Consider the following 20683-nt stretch of genomic DNA (forward strand, 5'->3'; position numbering starts at 1 on the left):
CGGCTAAGGGTGGATACGGCCAAAGACCATCCTGCCGGCCGAGGTCTGCAGCATGGAGGTTACCGTGACCTTCACGCGCTCGCCGACGTGGCGGTAGCCGTCTTCCACGACAAGCATCGTGCCGTCGTCAAGATAGCCGATGCCCTGATGGTTTTCCTTGCCGAGGCGGATGATATCTATCTCGACCTTCTCGCCGGGAAGCAGCATCGGTTTCAGGGAATTAGCAAGATCGTTGACGTTTAGCACGTCGACGCCCTCTATCTGAGCCACCTGGTTAAGGTTGTAGTCCGTGGTTATGACTTTGCCGTTCAGCTGACGCGCGAGTACGACAAGCGCCTCGTCGACCTTGTCGCGTCCGAGGTCACGCAGCGACATCTCCGGTATCTCGATCGTCAGCCCCTTTACCTTTTGAAGTTCGGTGACGACGGAGAGCCCGCGGCGTCCGCGCGTACGGCGCAGCGAATCGGTGGAATCGGCGACCCCCTGCAGCTCCGCGAGTATAAAGCGCGGCAGCACTATCGTCCCCTCCAGGAATCCTGTCTGGGCGACATCGAGAATACGCCCGTCGATTATCGCGCTGGTGTCGAGCACCTTCGGATAGGAGACGACCGCCTGCGGTCCGACGATATCCTCGATCACCCCGTCGACGCCCTTTTTCTTAGAACGCGTAAGCTTCGACTTGAGATCGATGTTCGTCAGCATATTCCAGAAATCGTCTCCGCGTTTGGCGAAGAAGCGCAGCCCCCAATAGCCAAGGGCCACGTTGAGAAGCACGGCGATATAGACGCCGACACCTCCGGGGATCTTCGCGAGGGGTATCGCGATCAGGTTTGCCAGAAGCAGCCCCAGTATCAGCCCTATCATGCTTACGATCAGATCCGACACACTTACATTCTGTATTTTGGATTCGAAAAACTGTCCGAATTTTATTAATGCCCACCAGAACAAAGGTGCAAGAATAAAGCCGCAAGCTGCTGACAACAGTACGATAAAAACGCTGGTCCCTATCGGGTGGATAAGGGACATCGAGGGCCACCAGTTTTCCTTGAGTATCAGCAGAGAAAACTGATAGCCGGCCGCGCCGCATATGAAAACCATTACCGCGGTGACCAGTCTTTTCATCACTTTTGAAAGTTCCATGTCATGACGCATTTCTTTTTCCTCCTCTCTAAAAATTTCCTCAGTCCGTTATTGCGCGAAACATACTCACACTGTCTTTGCGAAATCAGCTCATCTCCTTTCTGGACTCCATAGCCATATGCAGCGTTACACGGTCCGCGAAACCGATGCTGCCGCCCACGGGAAGCCCGTAGGAGAGGCGGGATATCTTCACCGGCAGCCCCTCAAGCGCCTCCTGTATCGCGTAGGCCGTGAGGTCTCCCTCTATACGCGGGGCGGTGGCGAGGATTATCTCCTCTATTCCGCCCTCCTCGACACGCTGCCGCATGCGTTCAATACTCTCCTCCGGTATCTCCTCGTCGTCAAGCGGCGAAAGCCTGCCGCCGAGAACATGATATATACCGTTGAAGATTCCCGCCTGCTCCATCGCGACGCAGTCTTCTTCGCTTTCCACTATGCAGAGCAGCTTCCTGTTCCGTATCGGGTCGGTACAGATGGGACAGGGGTCAACATCAGTGATCGCGCCGCAGACGCTGCAGCGGCGGATGTTTTCCGTCAGCGCGATGACCGCGTTACCAAAATCTTTTATCTGCCCAGGCTCCTGCCTGAGCAGATGAAAGACCATCCGGCGCGCCGTCTTTTCACCGACGCCCGGCAGTTTGCTCCACTGTTTTATCAGTTTCTGAACGGGACCTGGGAGAGACAATTACGGCCTCTACATAAGTCCGGGTAAGCCGCCCATACCGCCGGTCACAGAGTTCATCTTGTCGTTCGAGAGCTCCTTCGATTTCGAGATCGCCTCTTTGACGGCGCCAAGCACGAGATCCTCGAGCATCTCCACGTCGTCGGGATTCACAACCTCTTTATCTATCGTAATGGAAAGGATGTCGCCGTGGCCGTTGGCCGTCGCCTTCACGGCGCCGCCGCCTGCCGCGCCCTCAAGAACCGCGTTCTGCAGCTCCTCCTGCGCCAGCGCCATCTGCGCCTGCATTCTCTGAGCCTGTTTGATTATCTTATCCATCTTCATTTACAGATCAATCCTTTCAATTTCTACTATAAAATAGCACACTTTATCGCTAAATTCTCGGATAAACTACTTATCGACCTTAATATCGTCATTTTTATAGCTGTCGATATGCAGATATGTCAGAACAAGATACCAGACGAAGAGCGGCAGCTTTGTAAGCCTGCGCCAGCGCCACGGCTCCTGTATCACGCGGTAGAGCCACTCCATGCCGACCTTCTGCCATATCTTCGGCGCACGCGTCAGCCTGCCGGAGATGACGTCCATGCTGCCGCCTATTCCCATACCGACGACAGCGCCGGTCTTTCCGAGGTACTCCTCAAGCCAGTATTCCTGCTTCGGCACGCCGAGTCCCACAAAAAGTATATCCGTCTCCGCTCTGCGTATCGCGGCGCATATCTCATCCGTATCTTCGGGCTTGAAGAAGCCGTCGCAGGTACCGGAGACCGTAAGGCCGGGGAACTTCTCCGCCAGCCTCTCAGCCGCCGTTTCGGCGACTCCGGGCGCGCCTCCGAGCATCCAGACGCGCCAGCCCTCGTAGGCGGCGCGGCGGCAAAGATGTTCGGTGAATTCTACACCGGGGATGCGTTCCTGTATAGGGGTCCCGATAAGCTTAAGCGCGCCGATTAGCCCCGCGCCGTCCGGCAGGACAAGCCCCGCGCCGCGCACTATGCGCCGGTAGTTTTCGTCTGTGCGGCTGCGCAGCGCCGCGAGCGCGTCGGGGGTAACGATGATATGCGGCGTACGTTCGGTCTTTATCCAGTGCTGAACCTTAGTAAGAGCGTAGTTGAGCGAGATGTTGTCGACGGTGACTCCCCAGAGTCCCGGCTTCCGGCACTCGCCGTTCATCTTCGCCCGCTTGTATTTAAATGTGTATACCACCCAGATCACCCCGGATACGCCGCCGACGGCGGCCAGAAGATAGAGAAAGTCAGGCATCCCAAGCTGGATCGCGGAGACGAGACAGCCAAGGACGGCGCAGACCGTGACGACGAGATATATCGCGACCGGGTGCGTATGGCCGCGCGTGATGAGCTTTCGGTAAAGAATGAGGTTGCCGGTAGGCCGCGGAGAGAGGGCGGCGCTGATAACCCCCATAGAAGTCTCCGTTATCGGAAGGGCGAAAAAGCCCAGCGGCAGCAGCGCAAGGGTATAAAAGGTTATCCCCTTGCTGACGCCGAGGATCGAGAGCCCCGCGAAGAGCGTACCCCAAAGCCCAGTAAGCGGCTCGGTGAGCCGGCGATAGGCGTAGATGTGGCGGCTCCAGAATACAAGCAGCAGCACAAGCCCGATCATACAGATCTGCGAGGCGTCGTGAAGGCTCTGCGAAGAGGAGAGGATGACCACAGAGATCATCGTCCAGCTTACGGTGAGCAGCAGGCCGCAGAGCCCCGGTATCTCGTCGATCTCCTGGAAGAAGATGGGAAATATCCCCACCCAGAGGGTGCTGATGGCGACCGAGGCGAAGTACGAGAGGTAATAGTATTCTCCGTTAGCAAATTCAATAAAGGCGATGCGCGGTCCGAAGAGAGAAAAGACGAGGCCTACGAGAAAATAGAGGAAGCGCAGATTTTTGCCCTTCGTCGCCCGCTGGCAGAATCCGATGCAGGCCGAGGCGACGCCGGCGGCGACGGTAATGCGCAGCGGGCCGTCAGGCATCCAGATGCCGCAGAGAGCCCACGCACCTACCAGCGTTATATCTTTCAGATAGTAGTATTGGTCGCTTTCAAGGTATTTTTTAAAAAACTTCTGTATCGAGATACAGATCAATGCGACCATCGCGACCATGATCACCGTTGTCCCATATGAGCTGTTAAACATAATAAAGCCCTGCTCCCGTCACATAAAAAATAAAGCCGTCATAACCATAATAAAAAGCCAATAAAAACCATATACACAACTCTCAGCCGTACTGATTATGGCTGAGGAATAATTTACCGCATTCACCGCACAGGGAAGGACAATTACATCAGTCGTCCCCATAACCGGCGTGCTTCCGTATATCGTATCATAAAACAGAGAAGCCGCAAGATAAAATTTCTCCCGCGGCCTCTTTTGCTGATCATTTTATTTTAGCGCTACCGTGAGACCCTCTCCAGGCCTCCGACATAGGGACGCAGCGCCTCCGGTACCGTTATCGAACCGTCGGCGTTCTGATAGTTCTCCATGAGCGCGATAAGCGTGCGGCCGATCGCGAGGCCGGAGCCGTTCAGCGTGTGGATGAAGCGCGCCTTGCCGCCGTCGGCGGGCTTGTACTTTATTCCCATACGGCGCGCCTGGAAGTCCTCGCAGTTGCTGCAGGAGCTGATCTCGCGATAGGTATTCTGCGAGGGCAGCCAGACCTCGATGTCATAGGTCTTGGCGGCGCCGAAGCCCGTATCGCCGGTGCAGAGGACGATCACGCGGTAGGGAATGCCGAGAAGCTGCAGCACCTTTTCCGCGCAGTTCGTCATGTGCTCCAGCTCGTCGTAGCTCTTCTCAGGCGTCGAGAGCTTCACCATCTCGACCTTGTCGAACTGGTGCTGGCGCAGCATTCCGCGCATATCACGGCCGTAGCTGCCCGCCTCGCGGCGGAAGCAGGGCGTGAAGGCGCAGAAGTATTTCGGCAGGTCGGACTCTTTGAAGGTCTCGCCCGAGTGCAGGTTCGTCAGCGGGACCTCGGCGGTCGGGATGAGCCAGAGGTCGTCGTTAAGACAGCGGTAAAGGTCGTCGGCAAACTTCGGAAGCTGCCCCGTGCCGGTCATCGTCTTTGAGTTGACGAGCGCGGGCGGCGCGACCTCGGTAAAACCGTGCTGCGTCGTGTGCAGGTCGAGCATGAAGTTCATCAGTCCGCGTTCGAGACGCGCGCCGGCGCCTTTGAGCACCGTAAAGCGGCTCTCGGCGATCTTCACGCCGCGGTCGAAGTCCATGACCCCCAGCGCCTCGCCGAGATCCCAGTGGGGCTTCGGCTCGAAGTCAAATTCGCGCGGAGTGCCCCAGCGGCGCATCTCTATATTGTCGTTCTCGTCTTTGCCCTTGGGCACGCTCGCGTGCGGGCGGTTCGGGATACGCAGCGCAAGTTCGTCCAGCTCGCTCTCTATCTTGTTCGCCTTGTCGTCAAACTTCTTTATCTCTTCGCCTAGCTCACGAATCTCATTCTGCAGAGCCTCGGTATCCTCGCCGGCCTTTTTCCTGATACCGACCTCTTTGGAGCCGGCGTTGCGGCGCTCCTTGAGCTTCTCTACCTCGAGAAGTACCCTGCGGCGCTCCTCGTCAAGCTCCTTGTAACGGTCGAGCGGAAAGGCGTTATTGCGCGAAGCGAGCATCTCCGCCAGTTCGTCATAATGTTCGCGAACCCATTTCGTATCAAGCATTAATCCCGCGCCTCCCCGGTACCGCGTATCTCGCTCATCAGCTTCGCCGTCTCAAGCGCGGCCAGCGCCGCCTCTGCTCCCTTGTTGCCCGCCTTGCTGCCGGAGCGCATAAGAGCCTGCTCGAGGTTGTCGCAGGTGAGGATGCCGAAGGCCACCGGCACGCGGTGCTCAAGCCCTACATGGGCGAGCCCCTTCGCCGCCTCGCCCGCCACATATTCGTGGTGGGTGGTGTCGCCGCGGATAACTGCGCCGAGCGTGATGATCGCGTCATATTTGCCGAGAAGCGCGATCTCCTTCGCCACTACCGGCTGCTCCCAGGCGCCGGGGGTCCAATAGAGGTCTATATCCTGATAGCTTACCCCGTGGCGCGTGAGCGCGTCCTTGGCTCCCTCGATCAGCTTCGAGGTGATAAGTTCGTTGAAACGTGAGCCGATTATCGCAAACCGCAGACCGCTGCCAATCATATCTCCCTGAATGATGCGCATTAAAAATTCCTCCCGTAAAAAATATTTTTATTAAAATTTATTAAATTCTCCGCCCGCCGGTGGGCGGCGGATCACTTGTGCATGGCGCAGTCCTTGCAGCCGTACTCCCGTTCGTTGTTGAGCATGTGTCCCATCTTGCAGATCTTCGTGTTCATATAGCGTTCATTGTAGGGGTTCGGCGCGATCTCTATCGGCACGCGCTCCGTGATCTCAAGGCCGTAGCCCGCGAGTCCCGTTATCTTGACGGGGTTGTTCGTCATCAGACGCAGCTTTTTAAGCCCCAGATCGGCCAGTATCTGCGCGCCTACGCCATAGTCGCGCTGGTCGGGCGCGAAGCCGAGGGCGAGATTCGCCTCGACGGTGTCGAGTCCCTTGTCCTGAAGGTCGTATGCCTTGAGCTTCGCGAGCAGGCCGATGCCGCGCCCCTCCTGACGCAGATAGAGCAGCACGCCGCGCCCCTCCTTCTCGATCATCGACATCGCGGTATGCAGCTGCGGGCCGCAGTCGCAGCGCAGCGAGCCGAGCAAGTCCCCCGTGAAGCACTCCGAGTGGACCCGCGTGAGCACCGGCTCGTCGCCGGAGAGGTCCCCCTTAACGAGCGCCAGATGGACGGCGCCGGGGTTATCCCCGTAGGGGCTCGTATATACGTGGCAGGTGAAGTCTCCCCACTGCGTCGGCATATGGACGGCGACCTCTTTTTTTACGAACTTCTCACGGATGACGCGGTAACGGATGAGCTCTTCTACCGTGATTATCTTCAAGCCCTCTTTTTTCGCGAACTCCACAAGCTGCGGCAGACGCGCCATGCTGCCGTCGTCGTTAATTATCTCGCAGATGACGCCCGCGGGGTGAAGCCCCGCGAGACGCGTGAGATCCACCGCCGCCTCCGTGTGCCCGGCGCGCTGCAAAACGCCTCCGGGACGCGCGATGAGCGGGAATATGTGGCCCGGGCGGCGAAAATCCCCCGCCAGCGACTCCGGCTGCGCGAGAGCGCGCGCTGTAAAGGCGCGCTCCTCCGCCGAAATTCCGGTCGTCGTGCCGCGCAGGTGGTCGACGGTGACGGTGAAGGCAGTGCCGTGAGCGTCCGTGTTGTGCTCGACCATCGGCGTGAGTTCGAGCCGCTGTGCCTGCTGGCACGACAGCGGCACACAGACGAGCCCGCGCGCTTTGTTTATCATGTAATTTATATCTTCCGTCCGGCAGTGGTCCGCCGCCATCACGAGGTCTCCCTCGTTCTCGCGGTTCTCGTCGTCGACGACGATCACCATCTTACCAGCCTGAATGTCGGCGATCGCTTCTTCTATCGTGTTGAACATCTTTTCCCCTCCATTATCGGAGACAACTCCGTCAGTTCCAGCCATACTCAGTAAGTTTATCCCAAGTTAACGAATTTTTCACCTTTTCGCCGCCGTTTTTTTCACAGAATGCGGCCTCCATGAATTTTTTTATATACTTGCCGATCATATCGGTTTCGATGTTGACGACGTCGCCAGCCTTCAGATCTTTGAGCGTCGTCTCCGCGAGGGTCGTCGGAATCACGCCGACGGAGAAGAAATCCCTCTCGGCGTCGATCACAGTGAGGCTTACGCCGTCTATCGTGACGGAGCCCTTCTCCACGATCCCCCCAAGTATCTCCTCCGGCGCGGAGAAGTATATCTTTTTTGTCTTATCCAGCGACTCTATCTTGGAGACGCTCGCCATGCCGTCCACATGGCCCGCGACGAGATGACCGTCCAGCCGCGAGTCCAGCCGCATCGCGCGCTCAAGATTGACGGGAGAGCCGGTCTTCAGGCGCCCCAGCTTGGTGCGGGCCTGCGTCTCCGGCATCATCTGCACCTTAAACGAATTGGCGTCGAAGAAGGTCACGGTGTTGCAGGCGCCCGAGAGCGATACCGAATCGCCGAGCCGCAGCTCGGAGGCGATCGCGGGAGCCTGGACCGTCAGCTCCACCACTTCGCCCGACGGCATTATCGAAACGACCGTACCGATCGTCTCTATAAGTCCGGTGAACATTCAAAAACACCCCTTATCAGCAGATCTTCTCCGCAATTTGTATATTTTATATCCCTCAGCCGCGGGACCTCCGCCATTGAGGAAAACTCCAGCCCGTCAGTATATGAGAGGCCGCGGCCCATGAGCTTTGGCGCGAGGAACAACGCCAGTTCGTCGCAGAGCCCCTCTTTTATGAAGGCGGATGTGACACCCGCCCCCGCCTCGACCATCAGATAGTTCACATCCATCGCGCAGAGCCTCTTCAGCGCTTCACCGAGGAAGGGCGCGCCATTCGGTATGCTCTCCACGACGGCTCCCGCCGCGGAGAGCGCGGGAATCCTCTCCTCCGGCGCGGCCTCCGTCGTGAAGATCACCGCGCCGCCCGCCAGTATCTTTGACTCCGGCGGCGTGCGCAGCTCACGGTCAAGGATCACGCGCAGCGGCGTCTCGCCCGGCGCGTCGCGCACCGTAAGCAGCGGGTCGTCGGCGATGACCGTGCCCACGCCAGTAAGCACGGCGTCGTTCTCCGCCCGCATCCGGTGCACGCAGACGCGGGCCTCCGTCCCCGTGACCCACCGGCTCTCGCCGTTTGACAGCGCCACCCGGCCGTCAAGCGAGGCGGCGCACTTCACCGTCACCCACGGACGGGCCTGCGACATCCGTCTGATAAAGCCTCTGTTCATCCATTTGCACTCTTTCTCAAGTACGCCGCTCTTCACCTCGATGCCGGCGGCCCTGAGCTTCTCCAGCCCCCGGCCAGCGACCCGCGGATTCGGGTCGGTCATCCCAGCGACAACGCGCTTCGGCCTGTGCTCCACGAGCATATCGGCGCAGGGCGGCGTCTTGCCGTAGTGCGAACAGGGTTCGAGCGTCACATAGACCTCCGCCTCCGCGATGTCGCCGCCCGCGTCGCGTACCGCCTCCACCTCGGCGTGCGGGCCGCCGCATATATCGTGCCAGCCGCGCCCGATTATCTCGCCGCCGCGCACAATGACGCAGCCGACGCGCGGGTTGGGGCTGCACCGGCGTCCGTTGCGCGCCAGCTCCAGCGCGCAGTTCATATAATATTCGTCAATTTTGCTCTTTGGCAGCGGCATCCACAGTCTCCTCCCCCGGCATGTTATTTATATTTTCATCGCCGTCTTCATTCAGCTTTGCCAGTATCCTCTTCGCCAGCGCCGGTCCGATTCCCGGCGCGGCGGCCAGCTCCTCGGCGGGGAGATCTCTTATCGCCCTCACGCTGCCAAACTTCGTGATGAGCATCGCGGCCTTCGCTTTGCCAATGCCGGAAACCTCTTCTATTTTGCTCCGCTTGAAGCTCTGGGCGCGCCGCGTCCGGTGCGAGGTTATCGCGAAACGATGCGACTCGTCGCGCACATGCTGGAGCAGACGCAGCACCGGGTCGGTGTGATCCAGTCGTATCGGCTCCTTACGGTTCGGAAGATAGACCTCCTCAAACTCCTTCGCAAGCGAAATTATCGGGATGTTGTGGATGCCAAGGCCGTCGAGGGCCTGCATCGCGAAGTCGAGCTGCACTGGGCCGCCGTCGATCAGAATCAGCTGCGGCAGCGGCTCCTGCCCCTCAAGGCAGCGGCTGTAGCGGCGCGTCAGCGTCTCCCGCATCGAACGGAAGTCGTCAATCCCCTCCACCGTTTTAATATTAAACTTTCTGTACAGCGAGGGGTTCGGATATCCCTGCTCAAAGACCACGGCGACACCGACGGTGTACTCCCCCGCGCTGTGCGAAATATCAAAGCCGTCGATACGCCAGGGGAGGATCGGCAGCTCAAAGGCCTTTTGCATCGCGTTCAGCACCTCGAAGAAATTGTCCTGCCCCGATGGGATGTCCGGAATCGTATGCTGCTGGCGGCTGACGCGCCATATCGCGCGGATCGTATCGCGCAGGTGCGCCGCCTCCTCAAAACGCATCTCGCGCGCCGCCCTGTCCATACGGCGGCGCAGCCTCTCGATAAGCTCCGCCCCCTGCCCCTGTAAAAGCAGCACGACGTCGGCGACGCGGTCGCGGTACTCGTGCTCCGAACAGAGGCCGCAGCAGGGCGCGAGACAGCGGCCCAGAGAGTACTTCATACAGGGCCTGCCGTTCACCGGACGCGCTAATTCGCTCTTGCACGAGCGCAGAGGCAGATAACGCTCCACGAGCCGCAGCAGGGCGCGCACCTCCTGCACGCGGACATAGGGGCCGATATAGACCGCCCCGTCGTCGAGCTTGATACGCGTGACCACGATACGCGGGTACTTCTCCGCGGTGATCTTTATGTAGGCGTAGCGCTCGTTCATCTTGAGGTCCACGTTAAAAAATGGCTGATAGAGCTTTATCAGCCTGTTTTCCAGTATCAGCGCCTCGATCTCGCTCTCGGTGCGCATCGTCGAAATGTCGCGTATCGTCGCGACGAGCTTGCGCAGCCGCGGCGAGGCGAAGTTGCTGTGGCGAAAGTAAGATGAGACCCTCTTCTTAAGGGATTTTGCCTTGCCGATATATATGATCTCCCCGTGGCCGTCGCGCATGAGGTAGACGCCGGGCTTGTCGGGAAAGCCCTTTACAAATTTTATCAATTCTTCTTTATTCAAAAAAATTTATCCTTTCTGTGATTGCAGTACGCCACCACATGGTATAGGATATCACAATAATGTGTAAGAAGTAACGCGGAGGTGCTTAAAGGTGGCATTGGCAGTATATAACGATCTAACGAGAACAAAGGAAAAATTTGTCCCGCTCGAAGAGGGCAGGGTCCGTTTCTACGTCTGCGGACCGACGGTCTACAATTTCTTCCATATAGGGAACGCGAGACCCTTCGTGATGTTCGACGTCTTCAGGCGTTATCTCGAAAGCCTCGGCTATGAGGTAAAGTACGTTCAGAACTTCACCGACATCGACGATAAGATGATAAAGCGCGCCAACGAGGACGGCATCACGGTCGCCGAACTCGCGGAACGCTTCATCGCCGAATACTACAAGGACGCCGACGCCCTCGGCATCCGCCGCGCGACGGTCAACCCACGCGCCACGCACGAGATCGCGGCGATCATAGAGATCATTGAGACGCTTATTGAAAAGGGGCATGCCTACGAGGTAGACGGCGACGTCTACTTCAACGTTGCGAGCTTCAATGAGTACGGCAAACTCTCCAAGCAGAGCATCGACGAGCTGCTCTCCGGGGCGCGCATCGACGTCGACGAACGCAAACAGCAGCCGCTCGACTTCGCGCTCTGGAAGGCCGCGAAGCCAGGAGAACCGGCTTGGGAGAGTCCCTGGGGCCCAGGCCGCCCCGGCTGGCATATCGAATGCAGCGCGATGTCGACCAAATACCTCGGCAAGACGATAGACATCCACGGCGGCGGCAGCGACCTCATCTTCCCCCACCATGAAAACGAGATCGCGCAGTCCGAGTGCGCCAACGAAGCCCAGTTCGTCAGGTACTGGCTCCACAACGCCTATTTGCTCATCGACAAGGAGAAGATGTCAAAGTCGCTCGGCAACTTCCTCACCGTGCGCGACGTGCGTCAGAAGGTCAACCCGCTGGTGCTGCGATTCTTCCTCATGAGCGTCCACTACCGTTCGCCGCTCAACTTCTCACATGAGGGGCTTGAACAGGCGAAGGCGGCGCTCGAGAGGCTCCACAACTGCTACGCGGACATGCTCTTCGCGCTCGACAACAGGGCCGCCGGCGAGGCCGACGAGACCCTGCGCACGGCGGTAAAGGCCGCGGAAGAGGGATTTGCCGCCGCGATGGACGACGATTTCAACACCGCGGGGGCCGTCGGCTGCATCTTTGAAATGGTGCGAGCGATCAACGTACACCTGACCGAGCATCAGGAGATAGACAAAGAGGCGCTGACCGAGGCGAAGGCCTTCTTCGAGAGAACCGACGACATCCTCGGCTACCTCCCCGAAAAAAAACAGGAGGAGGACGGCGACGCCGAGATCGACGCGCTCGTGGCGGAGCGCACCGAGGCGCGCAAAGCGAAAAACTTCAAGCGCTCCGACGAGATCCGCGACCTGCTTGCGGCCAAAGGGATCGTGATCGAAGACACCCCGCAGGGGCCGCGCTGGAAAAAGACCCTCTAGGCCGGAAGGAAAACGCCAACGGCAGGGAGACATCAGCAATAAATAAAAGATGAGAGGGACGCGGTGAAACAGTGTCCCTCTCATCTTTATCTCAATATTACGATTACCCTATTTCTCCGATACTCCGATCCCCGCGACGAGGCCGTGCTCCTTCATCGCCGGATTCCCCGTAAGGAAGAGGGCTTTGCCGTCCACGGGAGAGGCCACGGTCTCCAGGTAGTTACCGAAGTAATCCTCAAGCACGCCGATGGTATCTCCCTTTTTAACATAATCGCCGACCTTGACGTTCATGTAGAAAATACCCTTCTGCCCGGTGTAGACCCACGCCATGTTTTCGAATATCTCAGGCGGCGTGACCGGGGAAACTTCGCCCTTCAGCGTCCCGAACTTCCGCAGGACGTTTTTCAGGCCGAAAAGGTGCTTCTGCACAGAAGGTTCGTCAAGTACGCCCATCGCCCCCACCTCAACTATCGCCGAGGGTATGTGCAGCCTCTCCGAGACGTTAGCGTATGTGGTGCCGTCGTCGGGCCACAGTCCGCCCTTCTCGGTGACGACCACATTGGGCAGGCCATAATAGTGGGTGATATCATACGAAAGATCGTTAAGCTCTTTGGAATCGCCCCTGTGGTATATCGAGAACGGGTCGAGGTCCTCCACCATATCGCCGCCGTGCAGGTCCATATGATAATCGGCGCCGGCGATCAGCTCCATCGCCCTGTAGGTCAGCACCTCGCTGTAGCTGCCGTCGGCCCTGCCGGGAAAGACCCGGTTGGGGTTCATCTTGTCATAAGGGGTGACGAACATGCTCCTCTCCTCAAAGGCCGCGGTGCTCGTTATGGTCACGATCTTAACGCTGCCGTTGACATCTTCCGGCGTCAGCTCCTTGAAAAGCCTTATCGCAGAGACTATCCCCGGATATTCGCAGCCGTGCACGCCGGCCGTGATGACCGCAGCCGGGCCGGGGTTATTGCCGGTCACGGTGGCTACCGGGAAAAAGAGCTCCTTCCCGCACGGCGTCTCAAAACGTATGATCTCAGTCTTTTTTTCTCCCATTTTGGGTCCCCTCTTTCGACAAATGATCTCTATTTAAAGCTGCTCAGCTGCTGCTCCGTCGGAGCCGGCGTCACATAGCTGACGACGATAAGCAGCGCCGTGGAAACCAGGATCGTCATAAACGAGGTGTCGATGCCGAATGGCATGCCCATGGCCTCCCATGTTACGGTCGTCACGCCCGCGGAAAGCACGCAGACCAGTCCGGCGATCGGCGTGGCCCGCTTCCAATAGAAGGCCGCGATGAGGGCCGGCGCCAGTCCGCCCTCCATCGTATAGGCGTAGATGACCATCGCCAGTATCGACGGGAAGTACTGTATCTGTATCAGCGCGAGGATTCCCAAGCAGAGCACTACAAGGCGCGTATATAAAAGGATACGTTTCTCTTCCGCCTTTGGATTGATATAGCGCAGGTAGATGTCGTTGATGATATTAGAGGAGGCGGAGAGCAGCATCGAGTCTCCCGTGGAGACGATCACCGCCACGGCGGCGCAGAGCATAACCACGCCGATTACCGGGGGCAGCGTGTGGGCCGCCAGCGCGATGATTACCGTGCCGCCGTCCTCCAGGTTGGGCAGGACCACGGCGCCGATCGTCGCGGTAAAGGCCAGTATCGCCACGAGGAATATCAGTGCGGGAACGCTGGCAGAGACGGCGATACGGCATGTCTTCTCATCCCTGCAGGAGAAGATACGCTGCCATATCGGCTGCATAACGAATACTAGACAGAAGGTCGGAAAGAGCACCTTCATCGCGTCGCGGAACGAGCTGCCAAGAAGGCTGAGTCTCTCGGGAGGCAGCGAGGCGGCCACGGCGGACATCCCGCCGGCGGCCTCGATCACAAACGGCGCGCCGATGAGAAGCGCCAGGATGATCGTCACTCCCTGGATAAGGTCGGTATAAGCCACGGAGAGCATTCCCGCAAACATGGTATAACCGATGATAAAGGCCGCCGTGATGATCATCCCCGTGCCGCTCTCAACACCGGCGACGAGTTTGAGGACATAGGCGCCCGCGCGTATCTGATAACCGACGATCGCCGTCTCCGCCGCGATGATGATCAGCGCGGCCACGAGGCGGGTCGGTTCGTTGAAGCGGACGCCGAGTATCTCGGGCGTGGTCAGCCCCTCAAAACGGCGGATACGGCCGGCGATAAAGGCCAGCGCCACAATTGCCAGGATACCGCCGATGTCCATCCACATCGCGGAGAGGCCGACTTTGTAGGCCAGCCCCGCCGCGCCGATGAGCGAACCGGCGCCCATAAAGGTGGCGACGATCGTACCGGTGCTGACATACCACGGGAGCGCCCTATCGGCGACCAAAAAGCTTTTCGAGTCCTTGACCCTTCTGGCGAGCCAGGCTCCGACGGCGAGAAGCGCAAAAAGATAGATAAGAATAGCTGCCAAATACATAGCAAGAAAACCTCCAAAGGATAATTGTTATTCAGCGGTCTTGGTGCACATTACACAAACATCGTCCGCGGCAAGGTTCTTCGGGAATTCAAGGCGGACCTTCTCGTAGGGGGCAAGAAGCGCGAAGTCGAGGGGCATAAGCAGCTTGGTGCAGAGCTTTATCCGCTCCTCCTTGGAGCATCCCAGCTCTTCAAAGGCTTCGATATGAGGGCAGCGGCGGATAACCTTTATCGACTCCTCCGGCGTAAGCTTGGTTATCTCCTGGTCAAAGGCGAGCATCCCAGCTTTGGAGGTCTGATTCAGCACCGCATCCTCCGCGTCCTCAACCTTGCCAAGATTCGGCGCCTTGTACTCGCCAAGCCTGCGCGAGGCCTCCGCCATCACGGCGTCGGCGTCTATCTCGGGGTGCATATCCTGCAGCGTTTTCCAGGTAAAATAAAAAAGCAAAGCTCTGTCCTTTATCGCTCCGGCGACCGCGCTCGCCAGATATTCCGGCGACACGGGGGCGTCCAGCGCAATTTTTTCCATATATTCGTTGATCCTAGTGGTACACATAAGACAAATCGCGTCCTCTCTCATATTTTCTGCTACATTACTGGCGGGTCGTTACAGGTCATGATGCGCGCCTCACTATCGGACATATTCTGCCAATGGTGCTGAAAAAGGCCGTTATAATAGATAAAATCGCCCCTTTTCACATCAAAGGCCTCATCTCCGTAAAAGAAACGCACCCTGCCATCTAGCACGTAAAAAAACTCGTCGCCAGGATGGGATTTTGAGGCCCCGGTATCCATACCTGCCGGGATCGTAACGATCATCGGCTGCATCCTGGCCTCCCTGTTGAGCGTCAGGTACCTTACAGTGACATTATCATCCCCCCTTCTGCACCACCTGACGATAAACCCCTCGCCGTCCAGCACCGGACTCAGCTTCTGCTCCGACTCCGTCAGAGTGATAGACGAAAGAGGTATCCGAAAGACATTAGCCAGCTTCCGCAGACTGTCGATACTCGCGCTGGATTTTTCATTCTCCAGCTTTGAGAGCTGCGCCACCGACAGCCCGCACCTCTCAGAAAGCTCTTTGAGGGTCCAGCCGTTCTCTTTTCTGTGGCATTTTATCGTCTCTCCAAAGTGCATAAGACCGCTCCTTTTATTTTCCCAACATGAAAATTTTCATATTAGGAAATAAACACAATATAGCATTATTTTTTCTTGTGTCAAGTTAAAAAGATCCAACGTACCGCGAAGATATTGCTCCTAATTTTATTAGCTTTCCGCCCACCAACAGACACATATAAGAGGGCCATATGGCCGTCATATTTTCTTAAATAATATAAAATCGGAAATAAAGCGCGTACTACTAAATGGCATTACCCACTGCCATTTTAAGCAAGAAACAGAAAAACCACCCTTTTAAAAACCGCCGGTCATTGGTAGAAGCATGCCCCAGAAAGACAAACACAAAGTAATGCTGACATGATAGTGTGTGAAAGACTTTCTTACTTGTAAAGTCAAAAAAATAACGCAGAACTATTTATTTATCGGAGGAGTGGCGGATGGGAAATCAATACGCATACATACGAGTCTCATCAAAGGAACAAAACGAGGAGAGACAGCGGGCGGCGATGCTGGAATACGGCGTGCCCGCGAAAAACATCATCTTGGACAAGCAGTCGGGCAAGGATTTTGAGCGGCAGGGCTACAAAAGGCTGATGAAAAAACTGAAACGGGGAGACATCCTGATAATCAAAAGCATCGACAGGCTGGGCCGCAATTATCATGAAATATTGGAACAGTGGCGAATACTGACGAAAGAAAAAGAGGCCGCGATCGTCGTCCTGGACATGCCGCTTCTGGATACGCGGCAGAACCGCGACCTCACCGGCGTCCTGATCGCCGACATCGTACTGCAGCTGCTCAGCTACGTGGCGGAGACAGAGCGTAAATTTATCCGGCAGCGGCAGGCCGAAGGGATCGCCGCGGCAAGAGCACGTGGAGCCAACCTCGGACGCCGCCCAAAGGACCGCCCGCCGGAGTTCGCGGCGGTCAAGGCCGCCTGGGAAAACGGAGAAATCTCCGCCAGGTCCGCCGCACGGCGTCTAAAGATCAACCATATGACATTTAAACGCTGGGCTTCCAACTGCTAAAAAATAGAAACGTGGCGAAAAAGGCGTACCTTTTTCGCCACACTCAAATATTCAATATTATCCCCTTAAAAAAGCCAAAATCCCTCATCCTGCGTCTCAATATTAATACAACGAATCCATATAAAAGTCAATAACTATCCGGATAAAAAGGTACACTTTTTTAGCCGCAACTAAATAGTTTCAAATAATTCAATTTTTTATCTCTCTGCAATATCTAAATAAGACAAAGTCTGTGATATGCCAATTTTAATAAAGGCAGCAGCCGCATCCGTACAGGAACCTAAAAGGGAAGTTTTGCAGTGTTGGGAGAGGAAACGACGTCATGATCGACCTGTTTGAGCATAACCGGACAGCCTATGAAAACGCCGTCTCCGTGTTAAAGGAGAACGGCAAGGCCGCCGTTGTCCACCCCACCGGCACGGGAAAATCTTTTATCGGCTTCAAACTGGCCGAGGAGAACCCGCAGGCTGCCGTCTGCTGGCTCTCGCCCAGTGAGTACATCTTTAAGACGCAGATAGAAAACCTCAGGGCCGCGGGCGCCGCCCAACCGCAAAACATTTGTTTTTTCACCTATGCCAAGCTCATGATGATGGACGCCGCAGAAATCGAAGATATCCGTCCCGACTATATCGTGCTCGACGAATTCCACCGCTGCGGCGCGCAGATGTGGGGCGACGGAGTCCAGCGGCTGCTTGCGGCGTATCCGGAGGCGCCGGTGCTTGGCCTGTCGGCGACAAACATTCGTTACCTCGACAATCAGCGCGACATGGCCGACGAACTCTTTGACGGCAACATCGCCTCGGAAATGACGCTCGGCGAGGCGGTGGTGCGCGGCATCCTCGCTCCGCCGACATATGTCGTTTCCATATATTCCTGCCAGAAAGATATAGAGAGATATCAGTCCCGCATAAGCAGCGCCAAAAACAGGGCCGTGCGTGACGCGGCACAGAAGCGCCTCGACGCGCTGCGCCGTTCGCTTGAGAAGGCGGAGGGGCTTGACACCGTATTTCAGAAACATATCACCGAAAGGCATGGCAAGTATATTATCTTCTGCTCCAGCGTCGAACATCTCAACGAGGTGGCTTGTCACATAGACGAGTGGTTCGGTAAAATCGACGGCAACTTGCGTCTCTACCGCGCCTACGCAGACGATCCGGAGGCGGCCCGCGCCTTTGCCGGCTTCAAGGCCGACGACAGCGAGCGGCTAAAGCTCCTGCTCTGCATCGACATGCTCAACGAGGGCGTCCATATCGAGAACATCTCGGGCGTGATACTATTCCGCCCCACCGTCTCGCCCATCATCTACAAACAGCAGATCGGGCGCGCCCTATCGGCGGGCAGCCGCAGGAGCACCGTCATCATCGACGTGGTAAACAACATTGAAAACCTCTACAGCATCTCCGCCCTGCAGGAAGAGATGAAATTCGCCGCCGACTACTACCGCGCCACGGGAGAGGCTTCACTGGTCGTCAACGACTCCTTCACCATCATCGACGAAGTGCGCGACAGCAGACGGCTCTTCAACGAGCTCGAAGAGGCGCTCTCCGCCTCCTGGGAGGCGATGTACAGCTACGCAAAGGCCTATTACGGCGAGCACGGCAGCCTGGAAGTTCCCAAACGCTATCGGACGCCGGAGGGGTACTCTCTCGGCTCATGGCTGAACACCCAGAGGCTCGTCCGCGCCGGCAAGATCCCCGGACTGCTCGGCGAAGAGAGAATCACAAAACTTGAAAACATCGGCATGCGCTGGAAAAACCGCTACGAATATTCGTGGGAGAGATATTACCGCGCGCTGTGCGAATATAGATCAAAGAACGGCAATATCGACATCCGCGCCAACTATATCACTCCTGAAGGGCTTGAGCTCGGCAAATGGATCTGCAACCTCCGCCAGTCAAAAAACAGCGGCAGGAGCGGATATTACCTGACCGACGAACGTATCGCGGCCCTCAACAAACTCGGCATGATCTGGGACAAGCTCGACTACCAGTGGGAGCTGAACTACCTCGCCTGCGCGGAATACTACCTGAAAAACCATGATCTCAACATTCCCGCCGGCTACATCTCCCCCAACGGTCTGCGTATCGGCGCCTGGCTGCGCCGGATGCGCAAGATCCGCAGCGGACGGCTGAACGGCTCCGCGCCATTAACACGGGAACAGATAGAGCGCCTAGACGCCATCAGGATGGACTGGCTCGACACCTACACGCGGCAGTGGGAATACGGCTACGAACAGGCGAAGGAATATCACCGTGAATTCGGCTCGCTCGACGTCCCCGCCGGATACGTGAACAAAAAAGGCTTTCCCCTCGGCAGATGGCTGAGAAACCACATAGAGGGCAAATCAAAGACGGGCCGAAGCTCCATCAAGGTGACGCCGGAACGCAGGGCAAAACTGGACGCCCTCGGTTTTCAGTGGACGGCGGAAGACCCATGGCAAAAGAAAATCGCCGCCTGCCGGGAATACCTCGCGGAACACGGCGACCTCGCCGTCCCGCAGCAATACGTGACAACAGAGGGAATCTGGCTCGGCAAATGGCTCTACGAGTGCCGCCGCACATACCGAGGAGAGCTGAAGGGCAAGAGCCTGACGGAGACGCAGATAAAAGAGCTTGAAGAGCTCGGCGTCGACTGGCGCACCCCTGCCGAACGCGCCTGGTCGGAAAAATACGAGGCCGCCGCGCGCCTGTTAAAAACAAAGGACGTTTCAGAGGGCGACAAAACGTCAGAAAGCGCCAGAATCGGCCAATGGATCGCCCGCCAAAGAACGCTGCACAAACAGGGCAAGCTCAAACAGAAACAGATAGAGATGCTGAACGCGCTGAATGTGGCGAAAACGATGATATCAAAGGAAGTATCAATAAATGCAAAGATTTGATAAAAAAATCTGGCTATCCAGTCCATACATCCACAAAGAAGAACGTAAGTTTGTAAACGAAGCGTTCGACACAAACTGGATGTCCACGATTGGAGAAAACATAGATAAATTAGAGGGGGCCATGTGCAGCTATCTTGGTTGTAAAGCCAGCGTAGCCCTAGCTTCAGGCACGGCGGCCCTGCATCTGGCCGTTAAACTTGCAAACGTACAACACGGGGATATCGTCCTCTGTTCAGATATGACCTTTGCCGCCACCGTCAACCCAGTATCATATGAAAGAGGTATTCAGGTTTTTATTGACTGCGAAAAAGATACTTGGAATATGAACCCTACTGCGCTTGAAATTGCTTTAAAAAAGTATGGAAAAAAAGTAAAGGCCGTCATCGTTGCAGACCTTTACGGCACGCCTGCCAAACTGGACGAAATTTCGGCGCTGTGCGAAAAATACAACGCGGTAATGATTGAGGACGCAGCCGAAAGCTTATCTGCCACCTATAAGGAACGGCAGTCAGGCACATTTGGTAAATATAACGTTGTCTCCTTTAACGGCAACAAAATCATTACCGGTACAAGCGGCGGGATGCTTTTATCCGACGACGAGGCGGCAATCAGCAAAGCAAAATTTTTATCTACCCAAGCAAGAGAACCATTCCCTTGGTATCAGCACTGTGAACTCGGATATAACTATCGAATGAGCAACCTTATAGCCGGCGTTGCGAGAGGTCAGCTTCTCCACCTTGACCAACACAAGGCCATGAAAAAGAAAATATGGCAAAGGTACCAAAATGGTTTGAAAGACCTGCCGGTACAGATGAATCCCTTTGTGGAACATTCTGAACCAAACTACTGGCTGAGCTGCCTGACAATCAACAAGGATTCTTTCGGTGATGGTATCGGAAAAGCAACTCCAGAAAAAATCCGGCTCACGCTCGACAAATACAACGTTGAAAGCCGTCCAATATGGAAACCGATGCACCTACAGCCTCTTTATGCTGATAGAGATTTTATCACCGTTGGCAACGATAACGTCGGCGAGGATATCTTCACTAGGGGGCTTTGTCTGCCAAGCGATTTGAATATGACAGAGGAACAGCAAACTGTCGTTATCGAAATTATAAAGAATTGTTTTTAAGACAA

General features: G+C 56.5%; 18 protein-coding genes. 4 read left to right on the top strand and 14 right to left on the bottom strand.

The window, feature by feature from the left end:
* Positions 1-3: 3 nt before the first annotated feature.
* The 10 genes from BED41_RS09295 to BED41_RS09340 form a co-directional block, all read right to left on the bottom strand.
* Complete coding sequence (locus tag BED41_RS09295; RefSeq protein ID WP_066745170.1) at positions 4-1152, bottom strand: PIN/TRAM domain-containing protein; 1149 nt, start codon at positions 1150-1152, stop codon at positions 4-6.
* Positions 1153-1225: 73 nt separating this feature from the next.
* A complete protein-coding gene (recR, locus tag BED41_RS09300; RefSeq protein ID WP_066745173.1) occupies positions 1226-1825 on the bottom strand; it encodes a recombination mediator RecR in 600 nt (199 codons plus the stop codon).
* Positions 1826-1834: 9 nt separating this feature from the next.
* Positions 1835-2146 (bottom strand): YbaB/EbfC family nucleoid-associated protein, encoded by a 312-nt coding sequence (locus BED41_RS09305; RefSeq protein ID WP_066745176.1) that lies wholly within the window; start codon positions 2144-2146, stop codon positions 1835-1837.
* Positions 2147-2212: 66 nt separating this feature from the next.
* Positions 2213-3964 (bottom strand): WecB/TagA/CpsF family glycosyltransferase, encoded by a 1752-nt coding sequence (locus BED41_RS09310; protein WP_066745178.1) that lies wholly within the window; start codon positions 3962-3964, stop codon positions 2213-2215.
* A gap of 257 nt (positions 3965-4221) precedes the next feature.
* Positions 4222-5496 carry a serine--tRNA ligase gene (gene serS / locus BED41_RS09315; RefSeq protein ID WP_066745180.1) on the bottom strand — a complete coding sequence of 425 codons (1275 nt, stop codon included), beginning with the start codon at positions 5494-5496 and terminating at the stop codon, positions 4222-4224.
* The gene (ribH, locus tag BED41_RS09320; RefSeq protein WP_066745187.1) at positions 5496-5981 is read right to left on the bottom strand and encodes a 6,7-dimethyl-8-ribityllumazine synthase; all 486 of its coding nucleotides are present in this window, start codon (positions 5979-5981) and stop codon (positions 5496-5498) included. Before ribH ends, serS begins: the two co-directional genes overlap by 1 nt.
* A gap of 71 nt (positions 5982-6052) precedes the next feature.
* Positions 6053-7297: a bifunctional 3,4-dihydroxy-2-butanone-4-phosphate synthase/GTP cyclohydrolase II gene (locus BED41_RS09325; protein ID WP_066745190.1), complete on the bottom strand. Its 1245-nt coding sequence runs from the start codon at positions 7295-7297 to the stop codon at positions 6053-6055.
* 31 nt (positions 7298-7328) lie between these two features.
* Positions 7329-7994, bottom strand: a complete 666-nt coding sequence (locus tag BED41_RS09330) for a riboflavin synthase (RefSeq protein WP_066745192.1) — start codon at positions 7992-7994, stop codon at positions 7329-7331.
* A complete protein-coding gene (gene ribD / locus BED41_RS09335; protein ID WP_066745195.1) occupies positions 7976-9070 on the bottom strand; it encodes a bifunctional diaminohydroxyphosphoribosylaminopyrimidine deaminase/5-amino-6-(5-phosphoribosylamino)uracil reductase RibD in 1095 nt (364 codons plus the stop codon). The genes BED41_RS09330 and ribD overlap by 19 nt, the downstream gene beginning before the upstream one ends.
* A complete protein-coding gene (locus BED41_RS09340) occupies positions 9045-10562 on the bottom strand; it encodes an excinuclease ABC subunit UvrC (RefSeq protein ID WP_066745198.1) in 1518 nt (505 codons plus the stop codon). The genes ribD and BED41_RS09340 overlap by 26 nt, the downstream gene beginning before the upstream one ends.
* Positions 10563-10653: 91 nt before the next feature.
* Here BED41_RS09340 and cysS point away from each other — a divergent pair, with 91 nt between their 5' ends.
* Complete coding sequence (gene cysS / locus BED41_RS09345; protein ID WP_066745201.1) at positions 10654-12060, top strand: cysteine--tRNA ligase; 1407 nt, start codon at positions 10654-10656, stop codon at positions 12058-12060.
* A 108-nt stretch (positions 12061-12168) separates the two neighbouring features.
* Here the strand turns inward: cysS and BED41_RS09350 are convergent, their stop codons facing one another.
* From BED41_RS09350 to BED41_RS09365, 4 genes are read right to left on the bottom strand one after another with little or no spacing between them, the layout of a single operon-like run.
* Positions 12169-13113 carry a M14 family metallopeptidase gene (locus BED41_RS09350; RefSeq protein WP_066745204.1) on the bottom strand — a complete coding sequence of 315 codons (945 nt, stop codon included), beginning with the start codon at positions 13111-13113 and terminating at the stop codon, positions 12169-12171.
* 29 nt (positions 13114-13142) lie between these two features.
* Positions 13143-14522, bottom strand: a complete 1380-nt coding sequence (locus tag BED41_RS09355) for a sodium:solute symporter family protein (RefSeq protein ID WP_066745208.1) — start codon at positions 14520-14522, stop codon at positions 13143-13145.
* A 27-nt stretch (positions 14523-14549) separates the two neighbouring features.
* On the bottom strand, positions 14550-15077 hold the full coding sequence (locus BED41_RS09360; RefSeq protein ID WP_066745211.1) for a hypothetical protein: 528 nt from the start codon (positions 15075-15077) through the stop codon (positions 14550-14552).
* A gap of 32 nt (positions 15078-15109) precedes the next feature.
* On the bottom strand, positions 15110-15658 hold the full coding sequence (locus BED41_RS09365) for a helix-turn-helix domain-containing protein (RefSeq protein WP_066745214.1): 549 nt from the start codon (positions 15656-15658) through the stop codon (positions 15110-15112).
* A 419-nt stretch (positions 15659-16077) separates the two neighbouring features.
* Here BED41_RS09365 and BED41_RS09370 point away from each other — a divergent pair, with 419 nt between their 5' ends.
* The 3 genes from BED41_RS09370 to BED41_RS09380 all read left to right on the top strand — a co-directional run bounded on the left by BED41_RS09370 (position 16078) and on the right by BED41_RS09380 (position 20678).
* A complete protein-coding gene (locus tag BED41_RS09370; protein ID WP_066745217.1) occupies positions 16078-16668 on the top strand; it encodes a recombinase family protein in 591 nt (196 codons plus the stop codon).
* Positions 16669-16990: 322 nt separating this feature from the next.
* Positions 16991-19546: a Helicase associated domain protein gene (locus BED41_RS09375; protein WP_066745220.1), complete on the top strand. Its 2556-nt coding sequence runs from the start codon at positions 16991-16993 to the stop codon at positions 19544-19546.
* Complete coding sequence (locus BED41_RS09380; RefSeq protein ID WP_066745222.1) at positions 19533-20678, top strand: DegT/DnrJ/EryC1/StrS family aminotransferase; 1146 nt, start codon at positions 19533-19535, stop codon at positions 20676-20678. Before BED41_RS09375 ends, BED41_RS09380 begins: the two co-directional genes overlap by 14 nt.
* Positions 20679-20683: the final 5 nt, after the last annotated feature.

The sequence above is a fragment of the Cloacibacillus porcorum genome, from assembly GCF_001701045.1.
Classification (GTDB): domain Bacteria; phylum Synergistota; class Synergistia; order Synergistales; family Synergistaceae; genus Cloacibacillus; species Cloacibacillus porcorum.